The sequence below is a fragment of the Pasteurella sp. WM03 genome (genome assembly GCF_004570945.1).
Classification (GTDB): Bacteria; Pseudomonadota; Gammaproteobacteria; order Enterobacterales; family Pasteurellaceae; genus Rodentibacter.
The window spans coordinates 206,840-229,493 of the sequence record NZ_SPPO01000001.1 but is presented as its reverse complement, the minus strand read 5'-3'; the positions used below and the strand labels follow the sequence as shown (position 1 = coordinate 229,493).

Sequence of the window (22,654 nt, the reverse complement as noted above, 5' to 3'; positions counted from 1 at the left end):
CAAATCCGCTTAATATCAACACTTTCACTACTTTTTAGAGAGAAAAATCCAGTATTATGTCGCTGATGTAAAAAACGAAATTTCAATAAAATGTCGGATACACTGAGTGTATCTCTAATAAGCGAAGAAAAACTGACTTTATGCAGCTACTACATAATCTTGGAAAAATCAGCCCAATAAATGATAAAGCAGTAAGTTTATTCCAAATCCCCCAATAACTAGCCATATAAAGACGAATGCCCCCAATAAAAGTGGCTTTAACCCGGCTTGTTTCACTGTGCTTATATTCGTAGTTAATCCGAGCCCTGCCATAGCCGCCATTAATAGAATGGTATCAATTTGAACCAGTAGATTCACCCATTCAGCCGGTAATAAATTAAAAGAGTTAAACACAGCAACGAGAATAAATATCAAGGCAAAATAAGGTATAGAAATAGCGTGTTTTTGTTTCTCATCTTTGTGTAGAAAATAAGATAAGATAAGTAAGAAAGGCGCAAGCATCATCACCCGTATCATTTTTGACACCACTGCAATATCAGCGACAACGGGATTAATATTGCTCCCTGCCGCATAAACTTGGGCAACTTCGTGCACGGAAGAGCCAATATAAATACCAAATTGATATGGGTTAATGTAGTCAATTAAAAGAGGGTAAAGAAAGGGGTATAAAAACATAGAAACAGTGCCGAAAATCACGATTAAAGCAACAGCAACAGACACTTTATAAGAGGGAGCTTTTACAACAGGTTCACTCGCAATAATTGCCGCCGCACCACAAATGCTACATCCGGCACCGGTAAGAAAAACGATTTGTTTATCAAGTTTTAAGATCTTAATGCCAATCCAGCAGGTGATCAAAAATGTCAATATCAACATAATAGCATCGGCTAATACGGCATTCACTCCCACTTGCCCGATATCTTGTAAAGTAATTCTAAAACCGTACAAAATAATACCGAGGCGTAGCAATTTTCCTTTAGCAAAAGCCACGCCGAGATGGGAAACGTGTTCGATTTTAGGATAAAACGTATTGCCGCATAGAATACCAATGACAATCGCCAACGTTAATGCGCTGATATTAAGTCTCTCTACTAACGAATTATTTCCAATTAAAACAGCAATTGCCGTAATCACCGATATCAAAAGTAAACCGAAAATCACGTTTAAATTTTTCATATTCTTTTCTCTTTAGATTAAAAGCATACACCGGATATTATAGTGATTTTAGTCAGAGGGGGCTATTGTATAGAGAAGAGAATCGCATCTTGAGAGCGATAAATCCCTACCCCGGCTCACAAGATAAAAAGTGCGGTCTGATTTTTTCATTTTTTAGAAAACTTTTTAAAAATCAACCGCACTTTTTTACTCATTTTTCGCCCATTATCCCTTTTGCAAGGGTGGCACAGGTTTCCCTATTCTCGCATAGAACTCGGCCACAAAATCATCAAAGCGATCTTCTTCAATAGCCTGACGAATTTCTGCCATGAGGCGCTGGTAATAACGCAAATTATGAATGGTATTTAAACGTGCGCCTAAAATCTCGCCACATTTATCTAAATGATATAAATAGGCTTTCGTGTAATTTTTACAGGTGTAGCAATCACAATGAGGATCAAGCGGAGTGGTGTCATCACGGTATTTCGCATTACGAATTTTTACAATACCGTCTGTGACGAATAGGTGACCGTTACGGGCATTGCGGGTTGGCATGACGCAATCAAACATATCAATGCCACGGCGCACGCCTTCAACCAAATCTTCAGGTTTGCCCACGCCCATTAAATAACGCGGTTTGTCGGTAGGAATTTGTGGGCAGATGTATTCCAAAATGCGGTGCATATCTTCTTTTGGTTCGCCAACGGCCAAGCCGCCTACCGCATAACCATCAAAGCCGATATTAACTAAGCCTTCCAAAGATATTTTACGCAATTCTTCAAATACGCCCCCTTGAATGATACCGAAAAGCGCATTTTTATTGCCAAGCTCATCAAAGCGATCACGACTGCGTTTTGCCCAGCGAAGAGACATTTCCATGGATTTTTTGGCATAGTCAAAGGTTGCCGGATAAGGGGTACATTCATCGAAAATCATCACGATATCCGAACCAAGATCGTATTGAATTTCCATAGATTTTTCCGGCGAAAGGAAGATTCGTTCACCATTAATCGGGTTTTGGAATTTTACGCCTTCCTCTGTGATTTTGCGTAATTTACCAAGGCTAAATACTTGGAAACCACCGCTATCCGTCAAAATAGGACGATGCCATTGCATAAAATCGTGCAAATCACCGTGTTTACGCATCACTTCCTGTCCGGGGCGTAGCCATAAATGGAAGGTATTGCCAAGTAAAATTTCAGCACCGGTTGCACGTACTTCTTCGGGTGTCATGCCTTTTACCGTGCCATAGGTGCCCACCGGCATAAATGCAGGTGTTTCTACTTTAAACGTCCCCTGTGGGCGTTCAAATACTAACCGACCACGGCGTGCGTTACCGCTTGTTTTGTCTAATTCATATTTCATTTTTATTTCCTCAACGAATAAACAGTTCGAAGATATCAGTAAAAAAGCCTGTTTGCGCAAACAGGCTTCATTCTTTGGGTGGTCGGGTATTGTAGGTGTTGCCTTTATTTAAGTCAAACCACTTATTCCAATCCCTTCACCTGGGTATTTTTCGTAATAAACATGGCATCGCCGTAACTGAAAAAACGGTAGCGATTTTCGACCGCACTTTTGTAAGCATTCATCGTGTGATTAAAACCGGAAAAGGCCGAAACCAGCATAATGAGGGTACTTTCCGGTAAATGGAAATTGGTGATTAACGCATCCACTACACGGAATTTTTTACCGGGATAGATAAAAATTGAGGTATCGGAAAAATAAGGCTCGATCAAATCCGGATTGCCGTTTTCCTCTGCGGATAAAGCGGCGGTTTCAATGGAACGAACGGAGGTTGTTCCTACAGCAATCACACGTTTTCCGGCTTTTTTGGTGTCAATAATGGCATTGCAGACTTCCTGTGAAAGCTCTACATATTCCGCATGCATAATGTGCTCTTCAATATTTTCCACTCGAACCGGTTGGAATGTGCCTGCGCCCACATGGAGAGTGACAAATTCAAAATTGACGCCTTTGGCTTGAAGCTTTGCCAATAGTTCATCATCAAAATGCAAACCGGCTGTCGGTGCTGCCACTGCCCCCGGTACTTTGCTATAAACTGTTTGATAACATTCTTGATCCGCCTCCTCATCGGGGCGATCAATATAAGGCGGTAACGGCATATGGCCTATTTGTTGCAACACCGTTAAAAGTGAGGTGGATTTATCGGTTAATTCGACTTCAAAAAGTGTATCGTGACGTGCAGTCATCACTGCTTGAATACCTTTATTTTCGCCCAGTTTATTTTCCCCTAAAAATAATTCGGTGCCTTCCTTAGGCGATTTTGAGGAGCGAATGTGAGCGAGAAAGCGGTGTTCATCTAGCATACGTTCAACCAGCACTTCAATTTTTCCACCACTGGCTTTGCGACCGAACATTCGTGCAGGGATAACACGGGTGTTGTTAAAAATTAACAAATCACCTTCATCAATGAGATCTAATACATCGGTGAAAGTGCGGTGAGATATTTCACCATTTTCACCATTTAATGTGAGAAGGCGGCAGGAAGAACGATCTGCTTTAGGATAACGAGCGATAAGTTCATCGGGTAAATCAAAGTGGAAATCAGAAACACGCATAATCATATTGGGTTGATAAAAAGATGGGGTAGTCTAGTTAGAATAATTGGGAAGCTCAAGGGGAAATATTCACGATTTCCCCTTTTCCTACTAAAGAATCATTTTTACTAATTTATCCGCTTTAACTCGGGCAAACTTTTTCAGTAATTTTTGAACCGGTTCAGGGTACTGAGACAATTCTTCCAATTCGGCATAATGGCTCAATACGGTGGTATGCTGACGAATATGATTTAATTCTTTCTCAACTTGATCACGTAATTCTTGTTTCGGATCGTGAATCAACAACCCATTTTCCGCATCTAAACGCCAAGCACGTGGATTTAAATTATTACCTGTCAGTAAAATGTAGCGATTATCCACCCACACCCCTTTTAAGTGGTAAGTGTTATCACCGTCTTTCCATAAGCGAATCGTTAAGCGACCCTGTTCAATATCTTGTTGGAATTTTTCACAAAAATGGCGGAGATTACTTTCATATAAATAAGGTAAGGCACCCGCCATTTTGAAAGGTTGTTCCGGTGGAATATAAAAATCGTTTGCCACTTTGTCGCCTACGATAATTTCGATTTTCTTCCCTGTTTCCAATAATGTAGTAATTTTATTTTGTAAAGTACGAGGAAAATTAAAATAAGGTGTACAAACCACTAAATTTTCCTGCACTTGTGAAAATAAATCTTCAATGATTTGGTTTAATTCATTGCCTGACGCGCCTAAACCAAATAATGGCGAAACACTTAAAACATCGGAAAAACCAACCGCACTCTCTAAACTGTATTCCGCATGATTGGCTAAATTTTTACGATAAGCACGAATAGCCGAACGAATTTCTTTGGTACGAGGGCGGTTTGCGATATCAAGAGGATGAATGGCACTCATGTCCAATAAATAATCATTAATAAAATTGACCATTGAGTCAGCTAATGCGGTATTTGTAATTTTTTGATAGCGATCGTAGCGATATTTATCGTCTTGTTGTAAATACACGTTGTTGATACTCGCACCACTGTAAAGCACCGTATCATCAAAAATAAACCCTTTGATATGCAAAACACCGAACACTTCACGAGTATTAATCGGCACACCAAAAAACATATTCGGGTCATCCGAAAGCTGATAAGTTTGACGCTGTTCCACATACCAATCAGCATTCGTGGCAGATTTCTCTGCCCCCAATAAATTACGTTGCCCCCGATGCCAATCTACAAGGATTTTGACATCTAATTCAGGGTGTTCCTGTTTTATACGATAAATTTCATCAAGAATTTCTTGCCCTGCTTCATCTTTTTGCCAGTAAAGTGCGGTTACATAAATGCGTTTTCTTGCATTTCTAATTAATTCAATAAGTTGAGTTTTAAATTCAATCGGACTAAACAAAAACTCAACCTGTGCTTTTTCTAAAGACAAAAAGGGCAGATTTTGGAGAGTTTGCTCAGTACGTTTTAATTTATTGATTAACATAATCTGTCTCTGCAATTTCTAGGGATGGGCTAGTTTACAATATTTCCTTTGAGGATTAATAGAAAAAAGGTTTTTTTTCGCTATAATGCTCACAAATTTCCGCTTTTTTTGGCGAATTATTATCCAATTTTTCTTGAGAATCTCCTTATGAACAATTCCCGCAAACCGACTTTTCAAACAAATTCCCGTAAATCTTTTCAAGAACAACATTCTGAACGGGATGTTTCTCCACGTTTTCATGAGCAAAAATATCGTGAAAATCGACCGCACTTTGAGAAAAAACATAGTGAAGGAAAAAACGAACCTCGTTTTCAACAGGCCGTGCGTGAACCAAAGATTGCCGAGCTTTCTTTAAATAAAAGTGGCGGAGCGAAAGGCTGTGTAAAGGTATTAGTAAAAAGCACCGGTGTAGCCTATAAACCCAAAGAAAAGAAAAGCGGTGCCCTTTCACCACGGGCTCCGGAAAAAATTAAGAAAAATCGTGCGGAAGAAATGAAAGTCTATGGTGAAAATGCCTGCCTAGAATTGTTTGCCCAGCGTCCGGAGAACATTGTACGTATTTGGGCAACCGTACAAATGTCCCATAAAATGGGTGAAATATTGAGCTATTTAGCGACAAATAAAAAGGTTTATCATATTGTAGATCATGAAGAATTATCCCTTGTGAGTGGCACCGAACATCACGGTGGTATTTGTATGTTGGTAAAAAAACAACGTCCTTTTACTTTACAAGGCTATTTGGATATTCCTCATACAGAGGATGTTTTAGTATTGTTGGATAAAGTAAATAATGCGCAAAATATTGGTGGCGTATTGCGTACCTGTGCATTTTATGGTGTGAAAAATGTGGTAACTAATAATGCAGACAAGCTATATTCTGCGGCGGCTATGCGTGTTGCAGAAGGCGGCGCGGAACATATCCGTTTATTGGAATGTTTGGATACCGAATCTGCATTGCAACAACTTCGTCAAGCAGGTTATCAAGTGGTGCACATTGCACAAGGAAAAGAAGGGATTCCCCTAGATCAGGTGCAATTTAATCGGAAAGTGGTATTTTTACTCAGTGAAACAAGCACAACAGACTTGTATGAGAAGAAAGATATTCATGTTCGTTTATCTTTAAATAGTCCCTTGAAAAACGGATTAAATATTGCTGTCAATAGTGGAATTTTGTTAGCGAAATGGTATTTTGCAAAATAGAGAAGCAAAGTGCGGTTGTTTTTCTAATTGTTTTCAAACCTAATAGAACTACTGGATTTTCTTTTGAACAATTAAATAAATATCGCTATTAAAGGATTCCCTATCTTTTATATCAACTTTGAAGGTAGTGAGGTGATGTGGTTATTCTTCAATGAAAGCCCCAAGGAATGGCGTGGTATTATGTAGCCAATGCACAAAAATAGAAATTTCAACGATATGTAGGAACACACTGCGTGTGTCCGTTATAAAATCAGGTTATTTCAATATGTTATAAGCGGACACACGCAGTGTGTCCCTACAAGCTACCCCCAGATTTGTGCAACTGTTACATAATACCGAAATATTCCCTCATTTTTTCTAATGGGAAATTGCTGAGAAGAGATTAATGACCAATACACCAGCAATAATTAGCCCGATTCCAATTATCCCCGCCATATCTATTTTTTGTCCGAATGCAAAATAAGCAACGACTGCGGTAAGGACAATCCCAACACCAGACCAAATGGCATAAACCAAACCTACGGGTAAAGATCGAAAAATAATTGAAACAAAATAAAAAGAAATGCCATAGAGGGTGAGCGAGCAAATGGTTGGAATCGGTTTAGTAAAACCATCACTCACTTTTAATAAATTTGTTGCAGCAATTTCTAAGCAGATGGAAATGGTGAGTAAAATCCAAGGGTTCATTGATGATTCCTTATTCCGAGTAAAAATCTACCTTCATAGAAGGGGGGAGTTAAAAATAAAAAGAGACGCAAATACGCGTCTCCTTCACTTGGTTAATGTTTATAACCTAGCAATTGGTTAATGTTTATAACCTAGCAATCTTGTTTGCCATAAGCATCTTGACGAAGAATGTTTCGTACACCTTCATCAAAATCAGCAAGCACTTGTTCTGCATTTTTCGGATCTGTGCCACGTGCGTCTAAGTAGAACTTAATTTTTGGTTCGGTACCTGAAGGACGGGCAATTAAACGTGATCCGTTTTCCAGCACAAATACGAGAATATCACTTTGTCGATCTGTTTTGGTGTGGTCGATAAATTGCGCGACGTTCACGCCACCGATAACGCTTGGTGGGGTATTGCGAAGTGCGGTCATTAATTTGCTGATTTCACTAAGATCGCTGACGCGAATAGAAATTTGTCCGCTCACATAAGCACCAAATTCTTTGGTGAATTCATCAGCATAATCCGCTAAGGTTTTACCTTGTTTTTTCAAGTTACGGACAAGATCTAAGAACATAATCGCTGCTGAAATGCCGTCTTTATCACGGACTTTATCAGGATCTACTAAATAACCGAGCGCTTCTTCAAAACCGAACAGCAAGCCTTGCACTTTGCCGATATATTTGAAACCGGTTAGGGTTTCTTCCGATTGGAAACCATATTTTTTGGCGATCTCGGCAAGTGCAGGGGAAGAGACCAAAGAGCATGCCAATATGCCTTGTTTGCCCTGTGCATGATATTGTTTGGCTAAATACCAGCCTAAGAAACAGCCTACCACATTGCCGTGTAAGGCTTTCCAATTTCCTTGTGTATCCGGTACGGCAACGGCTAAACGGTCGGCATCAGGGTCGTTTGCAATAATAAATTCTGCATTATTTTCTTTCGCTACTTTAATCGCAAGATCCAATGCGCCTTTCTCTTCAGGATTTGGGAAATTCACCGTTGGGAAAGTACCGTCCGGCCATACTTGTTCGGCAACGATGTGAGGTTGTGGTAAACCGGCTTTGGCTAGGGTTTTACTTAGCACTTCATAGCCCACACCGTGCATGGCGGTATAAACATAGTTGATGTCACATTGTGGCTCTTTAGCAAGTGAGGCCGTTTTAGCGATATAAGCGTCCACCACTTCATCATTTAACACAACATAATCATTGCTACGCGGTAAATCTTGAATATTACCGGCGGCGACTTTGTCGATTAATACGGCAATTTGTTGATCGGCAGGGGAGACGATTTGACCGCCACCGTTGGCCTTGCCTAAATAGACTTTGTAACCGTTATCTTCAGGTGGGTTGTGACTTGCAGTAACCATTACACCTGCAGTGGTGTCAAAATATTGAATGGCATAGGCTAACACGGGCGTTGGTAATTTGCGTGGTAATAAGTAGGCTTTTATCCCCGCACCAGCCATAATTTCTGCGGTATCGCGTGCGAAAACATCGGAATTCTTGCGACCATCATAACCAATCACAATAGAAGGTTGTTTGTCATAGCCTTTCAGAAAGTCCGCTAAACCACCGGCAGCTTGAGCCACTAAAACGCGGTTCATCCCCATAGAGCCGGCTTGTAAAGGACCACGTAAACCGGCAGTGCCAAATTGTAAACGACCGTCAAAACGAGCCCGTAATTCTGTTTCTGCTTTTGTGTCGCCAGCTTTTGCTGCCTCTAAAAGTGCGGTCAATTCTGCACGAGTTTCTGCATCAGGATCTTGGTTTAACCAATTTTGTGCTACATCAAAAAGAGTTGCCATAATTTCACCTTCTTAAGTTTAAAGAAATACGCAGATAGACTAGCGGAAAACGATTAAAGTTCAAGGCTTATTTATTGAAAATTTGATCTGTGTAACATTTTTTATTCATATAATCGATTGCATCAAAACAGTATGTGATTCTTACTTAGGGTGAAATAGATTTAGATTGCTCGGTTTGAGATTATAGTAACAGCGCTGACCCCCATTTTATGATGTCAAAAAAGAATTTATTTTGATTGGTGGCCACACCATCGCCATTTGTCGTGTTTTCTTCAATCTTTGAATTATCCACCATACCGTTTTTATATTGCCCCTTCACCACATCTAAATCGTCACGTGCTTGGGTGCGTAAAATCCGACATTGTTGATTATCCATTGGTTCTGCATTCCCAACGATTGTGCGGAATTTTTTGAATTGATAAGTGGCGTAATTCATTGATTTTTCATCATTTTGAATGATCTTCACATAATCTTCACCAATAATGTTTTCCAATGGATAGAAAAAGACATATTGAGAGTGGATATAGCTATCCTCTTTTGCAAAATGTTGTTGCTGAATACGGGTGAGATTCGGATAAATACATTGTTCCGCTTGTTTACTGGCAATTGCCCATTGTTTCGCATTTTTATCTGAAAGTTGATAATCTGCGCCGGCAAATTCTGCCGGAATAGCTGATTGAGATGAATCGGAGAGGCTGCAAGCACAGAGCAATAGTGTTATACCGAGTGTAAAAATACGTTTCATATTGGGTTGCCTGAGATGAATTGATATGGTCGAAATTTTAGCAATAAGCATAGAATAGATAAAGATTGAAATAAATTTTCATTTTCCCGATTGGAAAAACTTCCGCTATAATGACCGCACTTTTCGTTAATTAAAAGGAATATTCATGCAAAATCCAAAAGATGATGTACTTTATGCGCCCGTTGAGTGGGTCGATCATAGCGAAGGCTATACTGATATTCGTTATCATAAATCCACTGACGGTATCGCAAAAATCACCATTAACCGCCCTGAAGTGCGTAATGCCTTCCGTCCGCAAACCGTTAAAGAAATGATTCATGCGTTTTCTAATGCCCGTTTTGATGAAAAAATCGGTGTGATTGTATTAACCGGTGAAGGCGAAAAAGCCTTCTGCTCGGGGGGCGATCAAAAAATTCGTGGGGATTACGGCGGCTACAAAGATGAGAGTGGTGTACATCATTTAAATGTGTTGGATTTCCAACGGGATATTCGTACTTGTCCAAAACCGGTGGTGGCAATGGTGGCAGGTTACGCCATTGGCGGCGGTCATGTATTACATATGTTATGTGATTTAACCATTGCTGCAGATAATGCTATTTTTGGTCAAACAGGGCCGAAAGTGGGATCTTTTGATGGTGGTTGGGGCGCAAGTTATATGGCACGTTTAGTCGGTCAGAAAAAAGCCCGTGAGATTTGGTTCTTATGTCGTCAATACAATGCTCAGGAAGCCTTAGATATGGGCTTGGTGAATACTGTCGTTCCTTATGCCGAGTTAGAAAAAGAAACCGTGCGTTGGTGTCGTGAGATGTTACGTAACAGCCCGATTGCATTGCGTTGTCTGAAAGCGGCATTAAATGCGGATTGTGATGGTCAAGCCGGTCTTCAAGAATTGGCGGGGAATGCGACCATGTTGTTCTATATGACGGAAGAAGGTCAAGAAGGTCGCAATGCTTTCAATGAAAAACGTGCGCCGGATTTCAGCAAATTCAGACGTAATCCTTAATTATTCAACCAAAAGTGCGGTTAATTTCAACCGCACTTTTTGTAAGTAAAATTTATGACAATCCGACAATATCATCTTTATCGTTATTCCATTCCCGTTGATAGCCAACTTATTTTGCGGGATCGCTTTCTAAAACGCCGTGAAGGTTTACTCGTGCATATCCAGTGTCAAGATAATGAAGGCTGGGGAGAAATTGCGCCATTACCGGGGGTTAGTGCGGAATCCTTAGAAATGGCGGAAAACCAAGCGATACAATGGCTTGCCAATTGGGATATGGCACGTAGTCGTGATGAAAAGTTATCGTTTGATGGGCTTTATCCCTCCGTAGCCTTTGGCTTGAGCTGTGCATTGGCTGAACTCAAGGGCAAACTCAATACGGAAGGAAACTATCATACTGCCCCCCTGTGTTATGGTGATCCCGATGAGCTTTATGAGTCATTAGCTCATCTTTCCGGCGAGAAGGTGGCAAAAATCAAAGTGGGTATGTATGAAGCCAACCGAGACGGATTGATTGCGGATATGTTTTTAGAGGCGATCCCCGATCTACAATTACGCCTTGATGCTAATCGCCGTTGGTCGCTTGAAAAAGCCTTATTGTTTGCGGCGAAAGTTAAAGCGCCACATCGTTCCCGAATTCAATTTTTGGAAGAGCCTTGCAAAACACCTGAATTAAGTCGTGAATTTGCCGCCCAAACCGGGATTTCGATTGCTTGGGATGAATCTTTACGGGAACCAAATTTTCAGCTTAAAAAAGAACCTAATTTGTCAGCTATTGTGATTAAACCGACATTAATTGGTTCCCTTGAACATTGTATTGAATTAATCAAACAGGCGCATACTTTAGGATTAAAATCGGTGATTAGCTCAAGTATTGAAAGTAGCCTTGGTTTAACCCAACTTGCCCGTATTGCCCGACAATACACACCGAATATGACACCGGGGTTAGATACGTTGGACTTAATGGATTATCAAGTGTTGCGCCCATGGAAAGGCTCAACATTACCGCTTCTTGATTTGGATTCTGAGTTGATTACAAAGATTATCTGATTCGACCAGAGATTGTCGAAAAATCCGTATAATGCACAATCTTAAAAGGAAGAGAAAATGTCGCAAAAATCCCGAATTTTGTTACTAAACGGCCCGAACTTAAATATGTTAGGCGCCCGTGAGCCAAAGCACTATGGTTGTTTATCACTTGCAACGATTGAATCGAATCTAAAGGTATTGGCAGAGCAGCATAATGTTGAATTAACCTGTTTCCAAGCCAATAGTGAAGAAAAGTTGATTGATAAAATCCACCAAAGTTTTCAAAAAGTGGATTTTATCTTAATCAATCCGGCAGCCTATACCCATACCAGTGTGGCGTTACGTGATGCATTATTATCGGTTTCAATCCCTTTTGTTGAAATTCATTTATCTAACGTACACAAGCGTGAATCATTTCGTCATCATTCTTATTTCAGCGATGTAGCAGAGGGTGTGATTTGTGGATTAGGAGCCAAAGGTTATGAGTTTGCCTTTTTATTCGCCTTAGATTTTTTAGCAAGAAAGTCATAAAATGCGGTATTTTTACCGAAATTAATAGAATTTTGTCGCAATTTAGATCAATTTAAGGTAACCTTTGCGCGATTAAAAATCGGTTTATAACTGACCGCACTTTTATATGTTTCCAATATTATATGGCAGTTGCATAAGGCTCATTTTTCAGATACTTGTAGGGATATACTGAGTGTGCCTGCTTATAACATATTGAAATTTCTGTTTTTGTGCATTTGCAACATAATACCCGGCATTGTAATGAAAGTGCGGTTAAAAATTTCATTATTTTAGGAAGAACGTATGGACATTCGTAAAATCAAAAAACTTATTGAATTAGTTGAGGAATCCGGTATCACCGAATTAGAAGTTCAGGAAGAGGAAGGCACAGTTCGCATTAGCCGTGCTGCTCCAGCGGTTGCTCCGATAGCTACGCAACATATCGCACCTGTTGTGCCTGTTCCGCCGGTTACTCCAACTCCGATTGTGACACCGGCAGTTACTCCGACACCAGCTGCTCCATCTGCAACAGAAGAAGTAAGCGGACATCGGGTTCGTTCTCCAATGGTAGGCACATTCTATCGTAGCCCGAGTCCGGATGCGAAAGCCTTTGTTGAAGTGGGACAAACCGTAAAAGTGGGTGATGCCCTTTGTATCGTTGAAGCGATGAAGATGATGAACCGTATTGAAGCAGATAAAGCAGGTGTGGTAAAAGCAATCTTAGTCAATGATGGCGAACCGGTTGAATTTGACGAACCATTAATCGTTATCGAATAATCTTCTCAATTATCCAAATGGCGGGTTTACTCGCCATTTTTTAACAAATGGAATGTCTTATGTTAGAAAAAGTTGTCATTGCCAACCGTGGTGAAATTGCATTACGCATTTTACGTGCGTGTAAAGAATTAGGGATTAAAACTGTTGCGGTACATTCCACCGCAGATCGTGAGCTAAAACATGTTTTACTGGCTGATGAAACCGTCTGTATTGGTCCTGCGCCTTCAGCTAAAAGTTATCTAAATATTCCCGCAATTATTGCAGCCGCAGAGGTAACAGGTGCTGATGCTATTCATCCCGGATATGGTTTTTTATCTGAAAATGCAGATTTTGCCGAGCAAGTAGAGCGTTCCGGCTTCACTTTTATTGGTCCGACTGCGGATGTGATTCGTTTAATGGGCGATAAAGTTTCTGCGATTAAAGCGATGAAAAAAGCCGGCGTGCCTTGTGTACCGGGTTCCGATGGACCTGTTGGTAACGATATTAAGAAAAATAAAGAAATCGCAAAAGGTATTGGCTATCCAATTATTATCAAAGCATCAGGCGGTGGTGGCGGTCGCGGTATGCGTGTAGTCCGTAGTGAAGACGCGTTAGAAGAATCTATTGCGATGACAAAAGCGGAAGCAAAAGCAGCCTTTAATAATGATATGGTTTATATGGAGAAATACTTAGAAAATCCACGTCATGTGGAAATTCAAGTATTGGCGGATACGCACGGTAATGCAGTATATTTGGCAGAACGTGATTGTTCAATGCAACGTCGTCATCAAAAAGTCGTGGAAGAGGCACCGGCTCCGGGAATCACTGAAGAACTTCGCCGTGATATTGGTTCCCGTTGTGCCAATGCTTGTGTAGAAATTGGTTATCGTGGTGCGGGTACATTTGAGTTCTTATATGAAAATGGGGAATTTTATTTCATTGAAATGAATACCCGTATCCAAGTAGAACATCCGGTAACAGAAATGATTACCGGTGTGGATTTGGTTAAAGAACAGCTACGCATTGCAGCAGGCTTACCACTTTCTTTCAAACAAGAAGATATTAAAGTGAAAGGTCATGCCATTGAGTGCCGTATTAATGCGGAAGATCCAAAATCTTTCTTACCATCACCGGGCAAAGTCAACCATTTACATTCACCGGGCGGTTTTGGCGTGCGTTGGGATTCCCATGTGTATGGCGGTTATACAGTGCCTCCGCATTATGATTCCATGATAGCAAAACTCATTACCTATGGCGATACGAGAGATGTGGCGATTCGCCGTATGCAAAACGCACTATCTGAAACGATTATTGAAGGCATTAAAACCAACATTCCATTACATGAGATGATTTTGGAAGATGAAAACTTCCAAAAAGGTGGAACAAATATTCATTACCTTGAGAAAAAATTAGGGTTGCATGATTAATTAAAAAAATGGCTCACGAAAGTGAGCCTTTTTGTTATTTCTTTTTCACCGGGCGTTGCCAGTTCTGAATATGACGTTGTGGCACACGTGTAATTACTAACTCATCTTTTGCGACATTACGTGTGATGGTTGAACCTGCCCCAATTGTTGCACCATCTTCAACCGTAACAGGCGCCACTAATTGTGTATCTGACCCCACGAAAACATTATCACCGATAATGGTTTTAAATTTATTCGCGCCGTCATAATTACAGGTGATCACCCCTGCGCCAATATTACAATTTGAGCCGATTTCACTGTCGCCCACATAGGTTAAATGGTTCACTTTTGAACCTTTACCAACAACGGATTTTTTGATTTCCACAAAGTTACCGACGTGAGTTTCTGCAGCAAGTTCCGCGCCGGGACGTAAACGGGAAAAAGGACCGATTGCCGCTTTTTCGCCAATGGTTGCATCTTCCAATACGGAATAAGGTTTCACTTCCACATCATCTCCGATCACTACATTTTTTAATAGACAACCGGCACCAATTTTTACCCGATTTCCTAACCGCACTTTGCCTTCAATAATCACATTTACATCAATTTCCACGTCTTTACCGTGTTCTAGCGATCCTCGCAAATCGAAACGGGTCGGATCAAATAACATCACACCTTCTAACAATAAGCGTTCGGCTTGTTTATGTTGATAGTAACGTTCAAGTGCGGCTAGCTGTAAACGGTTATTCGCCCCTTCTACTTCCATTCTATCCATCGCTTGAACGGCAACAACTTGATAACCGTCTTGGTTTGCGAGTGCAATTAAATCCGTTAAATAGTATTCGCCTTGTGCATTATTATTGCCGACACGTGCGAGCCATTTTTTGAAACTTGCCCCATCGGAAACCATTACACCGGTATTCACTTCCTGAATGTTTAATTGTTCGGGATTGGCATCTTTTTGTTCCACAATGGCAACCACATTCCCATTTTCACGAATAATACGCCCGTAACCTGTTGGGTTGTCCAATTTCACGGTTAATAAGGCAATGCCGTTTTCAGGTTTTGCTGCGATCAGTTTTTCTAGGGTTTCTTTGGTAATGAGCGGTGCATCGCCATAAAGCACCACAATATTTTCATCGTCTTTAAAAAACGGTGCGGCCTGTTGCACGGCGTGTGCTGTGCCAAGTTGTTCGGTTTGCAATACCCAATTGACGTTTTCATTGGCAAGGCGTTCACGCATTAATTCACCGCCATGTCCGTAAATTAAATGTACGTTTTCAGACCCTAATGAATTTGCCGTATCAATCACGTGTTTGACCATCGGTTTACCGGCCACGGTGTGTAGCACTTTTGGTAAATCGGAATACATACGCGTACCTTTTCCTGCCGCCAAAATGACCGCACTTAATGTTTTATTTGTCATAAATTCTCTCTTGTGATCAAAAAGTCGAAATATTTTAGCGTAGAAAGGAAAAGATGATAAGTTGTTTATTTTTTCTAAAAAACTCTATAATGAGACGATTTTGAGCGATTTGGGGTGAATATGCGTAATAGAGATGACATTATTTTGCAATGGATTAATCAGCAAGGAAAGGCGAGTGTGATTGAACTGGCTGAAAAGTGCGACATATCTGTTGAAACTATCCGACGTGATCTTAATCGGCTTGAAAAACAAGGATTGCTTTATCGTACCCATGGCGGGGCGATAAGTAATAAAACGACTGATCTTGGCTCTTTTTTTCAGACTCGGCGATATATTAATGCAACCGAAAAACGCTATATTGCTAAAAATGCGCTTGAATTACTTTATGAAAATGCGGTGATTGGATTAGATGCAAGTTCTACAAGTTGGTATTTTGCGCATTTAATGCCGGATATTCCTTGCACGGTGGTAACTAATTCTATGCTGAATATCAACGCATTGGTTAATAAGCCCAACATTAAAACCATTGTAACCGGTGGGGTTTATTCATCAAAATATGAAGCATTTTATGGGCCGTTATCAGAATATTTATTACAACGCCTCCATATTAACTTTTCTATTTTTTCTTGTTCCGGGATTGATAATCAAGGAAACATTTGGGAGTCCAACGAGTTAAATGCGTCTGTAAAGCGTAAAATGATGGAAGCATCAGAGCATGCTTATCTTTTGGCGGATCATTCCAAATTTGAGAAAAAAAGCCTTATCCAATTAACTGAATTGAGTGAAATTAATACTCTTTTTACTGATTCCGATTTGTCCGAAACACTTCAGGCATATTGTGAAAAAAATGATATTTTGACCGTTTTATAATAAATAATGACCGAATTTACCGTTTGCTAAAAATATAAGCAATAATCGGGCATTATTTTCCCGAAAAAATACCCAATTATTGTGATCCCTTTCACAAATTTGAAATCAACTTCATTTTTCTCCTATTTTCTTTCATTTTTTTATTCAAAAATAATTTCAAGTTAAGCAGATAAACCGCTTATCCGAGATTTCAATATGAATGTTAAAAATGATAGGAGAGACTCTATTATGACATCTTTTACCCAAACCAATCGTATTAAAATCGGTATTCGTCCAACCATTGACGGTCGTCGTATGGGCGTACGTGAATCGTTAGAAGATCAAACCATGCGTATGGCAACATCTGTTGCAGACTTATTACAAACACATATCCGCCATACTGACGGTGCTTTTGTCACTTGTGTGATTGCCGATACCTGTATCGGTGGCGTTGCGGAAGCTGCGGCTTGTGCGGATAAATTTAAACGTGAAAATGTAGGATTAACCATTACTGTCACACCTTGCTGGTGCTACGGTTCCGAGACTATTGATATGGATCCGCATATGCCAAAAGCCATTTGGGGATTTAATGGCACTGAACGCCCGGGGGCTGTTTATCTTGCTGCTGCACTTGCAGGTCATTCCCAATTAGGTTTACCGGCATTCTCAATTTATGGGACAGAAGTTCAAGAAGCAGATGACACAGAAATTCCGGAGGATGTAAAAGAAAAACTCTTACGTTTTGCCCGTGCCGGTCTCACCGTCGCAGCCATTCGCGGTAAATCTTATTTGTCTATTGGTTCTGTCTCTATGGGGATCGCCGGCTCCATTGTGAACCAACAATTTTTCCAAGAATACCTCGGTATGCGTAATGAATATGTGGATATGACAGAAATCAAACGTCGTTTAGATCGCAAAATTTATGATCAAGAAGAAGTGGATCTCGCACTTTCTTGGGTAAAACAATATTGCAAAGAGGGCATTGATGTAAACAGCCCTGAAAACCAACGCAGCGCAGAAGAACGTGCCGAACTTTGGGAAAATGTGGTGAAAATGACCATCATTACTCGTGATTTGATGGTAGGGAATCCGAAATTAGCGAAATTAAATTATGCGGAAGAAGCACTAGGTCATAACGCGATTGCAGCCGGTTTCCAAGGTCAACGTCATTGGACGGATCATTTGCCAAACGGTGATTTTATGGAAGCGATGTTGAACTCTACTTATGATTGGAATGGCGTTCGTCCACCCTATATTCTTGCGACTGAAAATGACAGTTTGAATGCGGTATGTATGCTGTTCGGACATCAACTAACCGGTCAAGCACAAATTTTCGCTGACGTACGTACTTACTGGAGTCCGGAATCCGTTGAACGTGTGACCGGTTGGAAACCGGAAAGCGGTTTTATTCATTTAATTAACTCCGGTTCTGCCGCACTTGATGGAACTGGGCAACATCAAGATGGAAATGGCAAACCCACGATTAAACCGGCTTGGGAAGTAACCGAAGAAGACGGCAAACGTTGTTTGGAGCATACCCGTTGGTGTCCGGCGGTACATGAATATTTCCGTGGCGGTGGTTTATCTTCCCAATTTTTAACTAAAGGCGGCATGCCGTTCACCATGCATCGTATTAACCTGATCAAAGGATTAGGGCCGGTATTGCAAATTGCTGAAGGTTGGTCAATTGATTTACCGGAACAAGTCCACGATATCCTCAACAAACGCACGAATGAAACTTGGCCGACAACGTGGTTTGTTCCTCGCCTAACAGGCAAAGGCGCATTCACAGATGTGTATTCCGTCATGGCAAATTGGGGAGCGAACCATTGTGTCGCCACTTATGGACATATTGGTTCAGATCTCATCACCCTCGCCTCAATGTTACGCATTCCGGTTTGTATGCACAATGTTGAAGACGGCAATATATTCCGTCCAAGTGCTTGGAATGGTTTTGGCCAAGATAAAGAAGGTCAGGATTATCGCGCTTGTAAAAACTTCGGGCCACTTTATAAATAAGTGATGATTGGCACGAGCTTTGCAACGCCTGCCACCCATTCCATCAGAACCCACATTGAAGTGCGGTCAAAAATTCATTTATTTTTTCAACCGCACTTTTTTCTCAATTTTAGGGAGGGCTTATGCCTATCGTACTGATTTTTGATTGCGGTGCGACCAATTTACGTACTATTGCGATGAGTGATAAAGGCGAAATTTTGGCATCCCATCATATTGCGAACAATACCCAACCTGATGTCAAATTCGCTGATTATCATATTTGGGACTTTGAAGAAATCTGGCAAAAGTTATCCGATTGTGTCGATTACACGATCAACCAATTAAAACAACAATATATTGATCTAAACGATATTGTTGGCATTTCTGTTACCACATTTGGTGTGGATGGCGCGCCATTTGATCATGAGGGGCAACAGCTTTATCCGATTATCTCTTGGAAATGCCCACGCACACTTCCGGTGATGGAAGCCCTACCACGGTTACTTGATATTGAAGATCTCTATCAACGCAATGGTATCGGGCAATACAGTTTTAATACCTTATTTAAATTGCTTTGGTTAAAAGAATATGAACCGGAGATTTTCCAAAAAATGGATAAGTTTGTGTTCATTTCTTCCATGATAACTCAACGTTTAACCGGCGAATGGACAACCGATCACACTATGGCAGGCACCTCTATGATGACGAATCTTGCTAGCGGTGATTGGGACGAAGGCATTTTGCAGTTGCTTGGATTAACCCCAAATCATTTTCCACCCATGCGTCATGCCGGTGAAAAAGTGGGAGAACTCACCCACTCACTTGCTGCCCGTTGGGGGATAAATTGCATTCCGGTGATTGCTTGCGGACATGATACTCAATTTGCCGTATTCGGTTCCGGAGCAGCATTAAATCAACCCGTGCTGAGTTCCGGTACGTGGGAAATTTTAATGGTGCGTACGCCATATGCAAAACCGCAATTTAATTTTATTTCGCAAGGATTAACGACGGAATTTGACGTTCAACCGAATTGCTTTAATCCGGCGGTGCAATGGGTCGGCTCGGGCATTATGGAGTGGTTGGGTAAATTATTGTTCGCCGATGTCTATGGCACAGACCAATATTACGCCAAGATGATTCAAGAAGGTTATGAGGCAGGTGAAAACGACATCAAAAGTGCGGTCGATTTTCAAGGCGTTTTTAGCCAATCAGGTAAAGGCAACATTGCAGGACTTTCCATGTTTGCTACGCGTGGCGAAATCTATCGTGCCGCACTCCACTACATGGCAAATCAACTCAAACAGGGATTGAACGTATTACAGCAAGTCAGTCATTTCAAAGCCGAAAGTTTGATCTGTGTCGGGGGCGGTTCTAAAAATCCACTTTGGAACCAAATCCGTGCTGATGTTTTGGGTTTACCCATTGATGTGGTTGATGTTACGGAAAGCACAGTGCTAGGAGCAGCGATGTTTACCTTTGTGGGAGTTGGTATTTACGATAGTCCGGAAACCGCTCAAAAAGCCATGCAGCCACAACGCAAACGTATTTATCCTCAGTTTAATTTTGCAAACCAATAGGAGCAAATCTCATGTTAAAAGGTATTCATCCGGCAATTTCCCCGAAATTACTCGAAATTCTAGCCGAAATGGGGCATGGCGATGAACTCGTGCTTGCTGATGCGCATTTTCCCGCCCATTCGCTTCATCGCAATGTAGTGCGTGCTGATGGGATTTCAGTTGCCACCTTATTACAAGGAATCGCACCGTTATTTGAGTTTGATGCTTATGTTGAGGCACCGCTTGTCATGATGCAGGCAGTGCAAGGCGATACGTTGGATCCTGATGTGGAAAAACGCTATTTATCGGCAATTCAAAGTGTGGTCGGTTTTGTGCCGAATCTCACCCGTATCGATCGCTTTGATTTCTATCAGCATGCAAAACAAGCCTATGCCATCGTTATCACAGGAGAAACAGCCAAATACGGCAACATTATTATCAAAAAAGGGGTTACACCCGTTTTATAACAAGTTAGAGGTTACTAAAAATGAATAGAAAAGCACTTTCACAAAAAATTATTGATACTTGCCTTGAAATGACCCGATTAGGTTTAAACCAAGGTACCGCAGGGAATGTAAGCGTACGCTATAAAGACGGTATGCTGATTACTCCCACCGGTATGCCATATCATTTAATCACACCGGAAAACATCGTGTATGTTGATAACAACGGTACACACGAGGAGGGAAAACTGCCTTCCAGCGAATGGCAATTTCATTTGGCTGTCTATCAAGCACGCACTGAAGCCAATGCGGTCGTCCATAATCATTCTCTTCATTGTGCCGGTTTATCCATTCTCGAAAAACCGATTCCGGCTATTCATTATATGGTGGCAGTAGGGGGAACTGACCACATTCCTTGTGTTCCTTATGCAACATTTGGTACGCAAGAACTTGCCTCTTACGTATCGGAGGGTATCAAAAAAAGTAAGGCAATTTTGCTGGCTCACCATGGCTTAATTGCCTGTGGGGAAAACCTTGATAAGGCTTTGTGGCTAGCTCAAGAAGTCGAGGTGTTAGCTTCTTGGTATTTGAAATTACTTGCCACTGGGTTGGAGATTCCACTTTTAAGTCCTGAGCAAATGCAGGTGGTATTAGGAAAATTCCATACGTATGGATTACGCATTGAAGAATAGCGATTCTTTATGTTTCTCTCTACTAATTAATAGAAGGAAAATATTATGAGTGCCAAGGTGTTAGAAAAGAAATTTATTGTCCCCTTTATTTTAATCACGAGCTTATTTGCGTTATGGGGATTTGCGAATGATATTACCAACCCGATGGTCGCCGTATTTCAAACCGTGATGGAAATTCCGGCTTCCGAAGCGGCTTTGGTGCAATTTGCATTTTATGGCGGTTACGGCACAATGGCGATTCCTGCAGCGATATTCGCCAGTCGTTACAGCTACAAAGCAGGAATTATGCTAGGGCTTATTCTCTATGCTATCGGTGCTTTTTTATTCTGGCCGGCGGCAAAATATGAAGAGTTTAATTTTTTCTTGATCTCACTTTATATTTTAACCTTTGGTCTGGCTTTCTTGGAAACGACGGCAAACCCTTATATTCTCGCGATGGGCGATCCGCAAACGGCAACTCGTCGCTTGAATTTTGCTCAATCTTTTAATCCGTTAGGTTCAATCACCGGTATGTTTGTGGCTTCTCAATTGGTGTTAACTAATCTTGAGTCTGATAAACGCGATGCTGCCGGTAATTTGATTTTCCATACGTTGTCAGAAGCGGAAAAAATGGGGATTCGTACACATGATCTCGCTGAAATTCGTAACCCATACATTATGTTAGGCTTTGTGGTGATTGCGGTGCTGGTTATTATCAGTCTCTATAAAATGCCGAAAGTAAGAGTTGAAGAGGGCGATTGTCGTATTACCTTTAAAGAAGCCGTTAGTCGCTTGGTACAAAAAGCAAAATATCGTGAGGGCGTTATTGCGCAAGTCTTTTATGTCGGTGTGCAAATTATGTGTTGGACGTTTATTGTTCAATATGCGGAACGTTTAGGTTTTACTAAAGCGGAAGGGCAAAATTTCAATATTATTGCGATGGGGATTTTTATCGCTAGTCGTTTCATTAGTACCAGTTTAATGAAATATCTCAGATCCGAATTTATGTTAATGCTCTTTGCTATCGGTGGTTTCTTTAGCATTCTTGGCGTGATTTTTATTGATGGTATCTGGGGATTGTATTGCTTAATTTTAACCTCCGGTTTTATGTCACTGATGTTCCCAACTATTTATGGTATTGCGCTCAACGGCTTAAAAGAAGAATCCACAATCGGTGCCGCAGGCTTAGTGATGGCGATTGTCGGTGGCGCATTAATGCCGCCACTGCAAGGCATGATTATCGACCAAGGTGAAGTCATGGGACTACCTGCAGTGAACTTCTCCTTTATTCTACCGCTTGTCTGCTTTGTAGTAATTGCTATCTACGGATTTAGATCTTGGAAAATTCTTAGCTAATCATAAATTTGACCGCACTTTAAGTGCGGTCATTTTTTTA

General features: G+C 41.0%; 20 protein-coding genes. 12 read left to right on the top strand and 8 right to left on the bottom strand.

Annotated features, from left to right (window positions below):
* Positions 1-168: 168 nt before the first annotated feature.
* The 4 genes from E4T92_RS01160 to pssA all read right to left on the bottom strand — a co-directional run bounded on the left by E4T92_RS01160 (position 169) and on the right by pssA (position 5,192).
* On the bottom strand, positions 169-1,176 hold the full coding sequence (locus tag E4T92_RS01160) for a YeiH family putative sulfate export transporter (RefSeq protein ID WP_135093095.1): 1,008 nt from the start codon (positions 1,174-1,176) through the stop codon (positions 169-171).
* A gap of 204 nt (positions 1,177-1,380) precedes the next feature.
* The gene (gene tgt, locus E4T92_RS01155) at positions 1,381-2,520 is read right to left on the bottom strand and encodes a tRNA guanosine(34) transglycosylase Tgt (RefSeq protein WP_135093094.1); all 1,140 of its coding nucleotides are present in this window, start codon (positions 2,518-2,520) and stop codon (positions 1,381-1,383) included.
* A gap of 122 nt (positions 2,521-2,642) precedes the next feature.
* Positions 2,643-3,734, bottom strand: a complete 1,092-nt coding sequence (gene queA, locus E4T92_RS01150) for a tRNA preQ1(34) S-adenosylmethionine ribosyltransferase-isomerase QueA (RefSeq protein ID WP_135093244.1) — start codon at positions 3,732-3,734, stop codon at positions 2,643-2,645.
* Positions 3,735-3,824: 90 nt separating this feature from the next.
* Positions 3,825-5,192 (bottom strand): CDP-diacylglycerol--serine O-phosphatidyltransferase, encoded by a 1,368-nt coding sequence (gene pssA, locus E4T92_RS01145; RefSeq protein WP_135093093.1) that lies wholly within the window; start codon positions 5,190-5,192, stop codon positions 3,825-3,827.
* Positions 5,193-5,339: 147 nt separating this feature from the next.
* Here pssA and E4T92_RS01140 point away from each other — a divergent pair, with 147 nt between their 5' ends.
* The gene (locus E4T92_RS01140) at positions 5,340-6,392 is read left to right on the top strand and encodes a TrmH family RNA methyltransferase (RefSeq protein ID WP_135093092.1); all 1,053 of its coding nucleotides are present in this window, start codon (positions 5,340-5,342) and stop codon (positions 6,390-6,392) included.
* A 357-nt stretch (positions 6,393-6,749) separates the two neighbouring features.
* Here E4T92_RS01140 and E4T92_RS01135 read toward each other — a convergent pair whose 3' ends face one another.
* The 3 genes from E4T92_RS01135 to E4T92_RS01125 all read right to left on the bottom strand — a co-directional run bounded on the left by E4T92_RS01135 (position 6,750) and on the right by E4T92_RS01125 (position 9,614).
* Complete coding sequence (locus E4T92_RS01135; RefSeq protein WP_135093091.1) at positions 6,750-7,079, bottom strand: multidrug efflux SMR transporter; 330 nt, start codon at positions 7,077-7,079, stop codon at positions 6,750-6,752.
* Between the two features lie 131 nt (positions 7,080-7,210).
* Positions 7,211-8,869 (bottom strand): phospho-sugar mutase, encoded by a 1,659-nt coding sequence (locus E4T92_RS01130; protein WP_135093090.1) that lies wholly within the window; start codon positions 8,867-8,869, stop codon positions 7,211-7,213.
* 181 nt (positions 8,870-9,050) lie between these two features.
* Positions 9,051-9,614 carry a DUF5358 domain-containing protein gene (locus tag E4T92_RS01125; protein WP_077542906.1) on the bottom strand — a complete coding sequence of 188 codons (564 nt, stop codon included), beginning with the start codon at positions 9,612-9,614 and terminating at the stop codon, positions 9,051-9,053.
* Between the two features lie 145 nt (positions 9,615-9,759).
* On the opposite strand from E4T92_RS01125, the gene menB reads away from it, so the two are divergent.
* The 5 genes from menB (at position 9,760) to accC (ending at position 14,336) form a co-directional block, all read left to right on the top strand.
* Positions 9,760-10,617, top strand: coding sequence for a 1,4-dihydroxy-2-naphthoyl-CoA synthase (menB, locus tag E4T92_RS01120; RefSeq protein WP_077542905.1), 858 nt, complete (start codon positions 9,760-9,762; stop codon positions 10,615-10,617).
* Positions 10,618-10,671: 54 nt separating this feature from the next.
* Positions 10,672-11,664 carry an o-succinylbenzoate synthase gene (gene menC / locus E4T92_RS01115; RefSeq protein ID WP_135093089.1) on the top strand — a complete coding sequence of 331 codons (993 nt, stop codon included), beginning with the start codon at positions 10,672-10,674 and terminating at the stop codon, positions 11,662-11,664.
* Between the two features lie 57 nt (positions 11,665-11,721).
* On the top strand, positions 11,722-12,174 hold the full coding sequence (gene aroQ / locus E4T92_RS01110) for a type II 3-dehydroquinate dehydratase (RefSeq protein WP_135093088.1): 453 nt from the start codon (positions 11,722-11,724) through the stop codon (positions 12,172-12,174).
* Positions 12,175-12,456: 282 nt separating this feature from the next.
* Entirely contained in the window at positions 12,457-12,930 is a 474-nt protein-coding gene (accB, locus tag E4T92_RS01105) for an acetyl-CoA carboxylase biotin carboxyl carrier protein (RefSeq protein WP_135093087.1), read from the top strand.
* A gap of 59 nt (positions 12,931-12,989) precedes the next feature.
* A complete protein-coding gene (gene accC, locus E4T92_RS01100) occupies positions 12,990-14,336 on the top strand; it encodes an acetyl-CoA carboxylase biotin carboxylase subunit (RefSeq protein ID WP_135093086.1) in 1,347 nt (448 codons plus the stop codon).
* 34 nt (positions 14,337-14,370) lie between these two features.
* Here the strand turns inward: accC and glmU are convergent, their stop codons facing one another.
* Positions 14,371-15,741: a bifunctional UDP-N-acetylglucosamine diphosphorylase/glucosamine-1-phosphate N-acetyltransferase GlmU gene (gene glmU / locus E4T92_RS01095; protein ID WP_135093085.1), complete on the bottom strand. Its 1,371-nt coding sequence runs from the start codon at positions 15,739-15,741 to the stop codon at positions 14,371-14,373.
* Positions 15,742-15,861: 120 nt separating this feature from the next.
* On the opposite strand from glmU, the gene E4T92_RS01090 reads away from it, so the two are divergent.
* The 6 genes from E4T92_RS01090 to fucP all read left to right on the top strand — a co-directional run bounded on the left by E4T92_RS01090 (position 15,862) and on the right by fucP (position 22,614).
* Positions 15,862-16,611 (top strand): DeoR/GlpR family DNA-binding transcription regulator, encoded by a 750-nt coding sequence (locus tag E4T92_RS01090; RefSeq protein ID WP_135093084.1) that lies wholly within the window; start codon positions 15,862-15,864, stop codon positions 16,609-16,611.
* Between the two features lie 228 nt (positions 16,612-16,839).
* On the top strand, positions 16,840-18,609 hold the full coding sequence (fucI, locus tag E4T92_RS01085; protein WP_135093083.1) for an L-fucose isomerase: 1,770 nt from the start codon (positions 16,840-16,842) through the stop codon (positions 18,607-18,609).
* Between the two features lie 122 nt (positions 18,610-18,731).
* A complete protein-coding gene (gene fucK, locus E4T92_RS01080; RefSeq protein ID WP_135093082.1) occupies positions 18,732-20,165 on the top strand; it encodes an L-fuculokinase in 1,434 nt (477 codons plus the stop codon).
* 11 nt (positions 20,166-20,176) lie between these two features.
* Positions 20,177-20,611, top strand: a complete 435-nt coding sequence (gene fucU / locus E4T92_RS01075) for an L-fucose mutarotase (protein WP_135093081.1) — start codon at positions 20,177-20,179, stop codon at positions 20,609-20,611.
* Positions 20,612-20,631: 20 nt separating this feature from the next.
* Positions 20,632-21,279, top strand: coding sequence for an L-fuculose-phosphate aldolase (fucA, locus tag E4T92_RS01070; protein ID WP_135093080.1), 648 nt, complete (start codon positions 20,632-20,634; stop codon positions 21,277-21,279).
* Positions 21,280-21,324: 45 nt separating this feature from the next.
* A complete protein-coding gene (gene fucP / locus E4T92_RS01065) occupies positions 21,325-22,614 on the top strand; it encodes an L-fucose:H+ symporter permease (protein ID WP_135093079.1) in 1,290 nt (429 codons plus the stop codon).
* Positions 22,615-22,654: the final 40 nt, after the last annotated feature.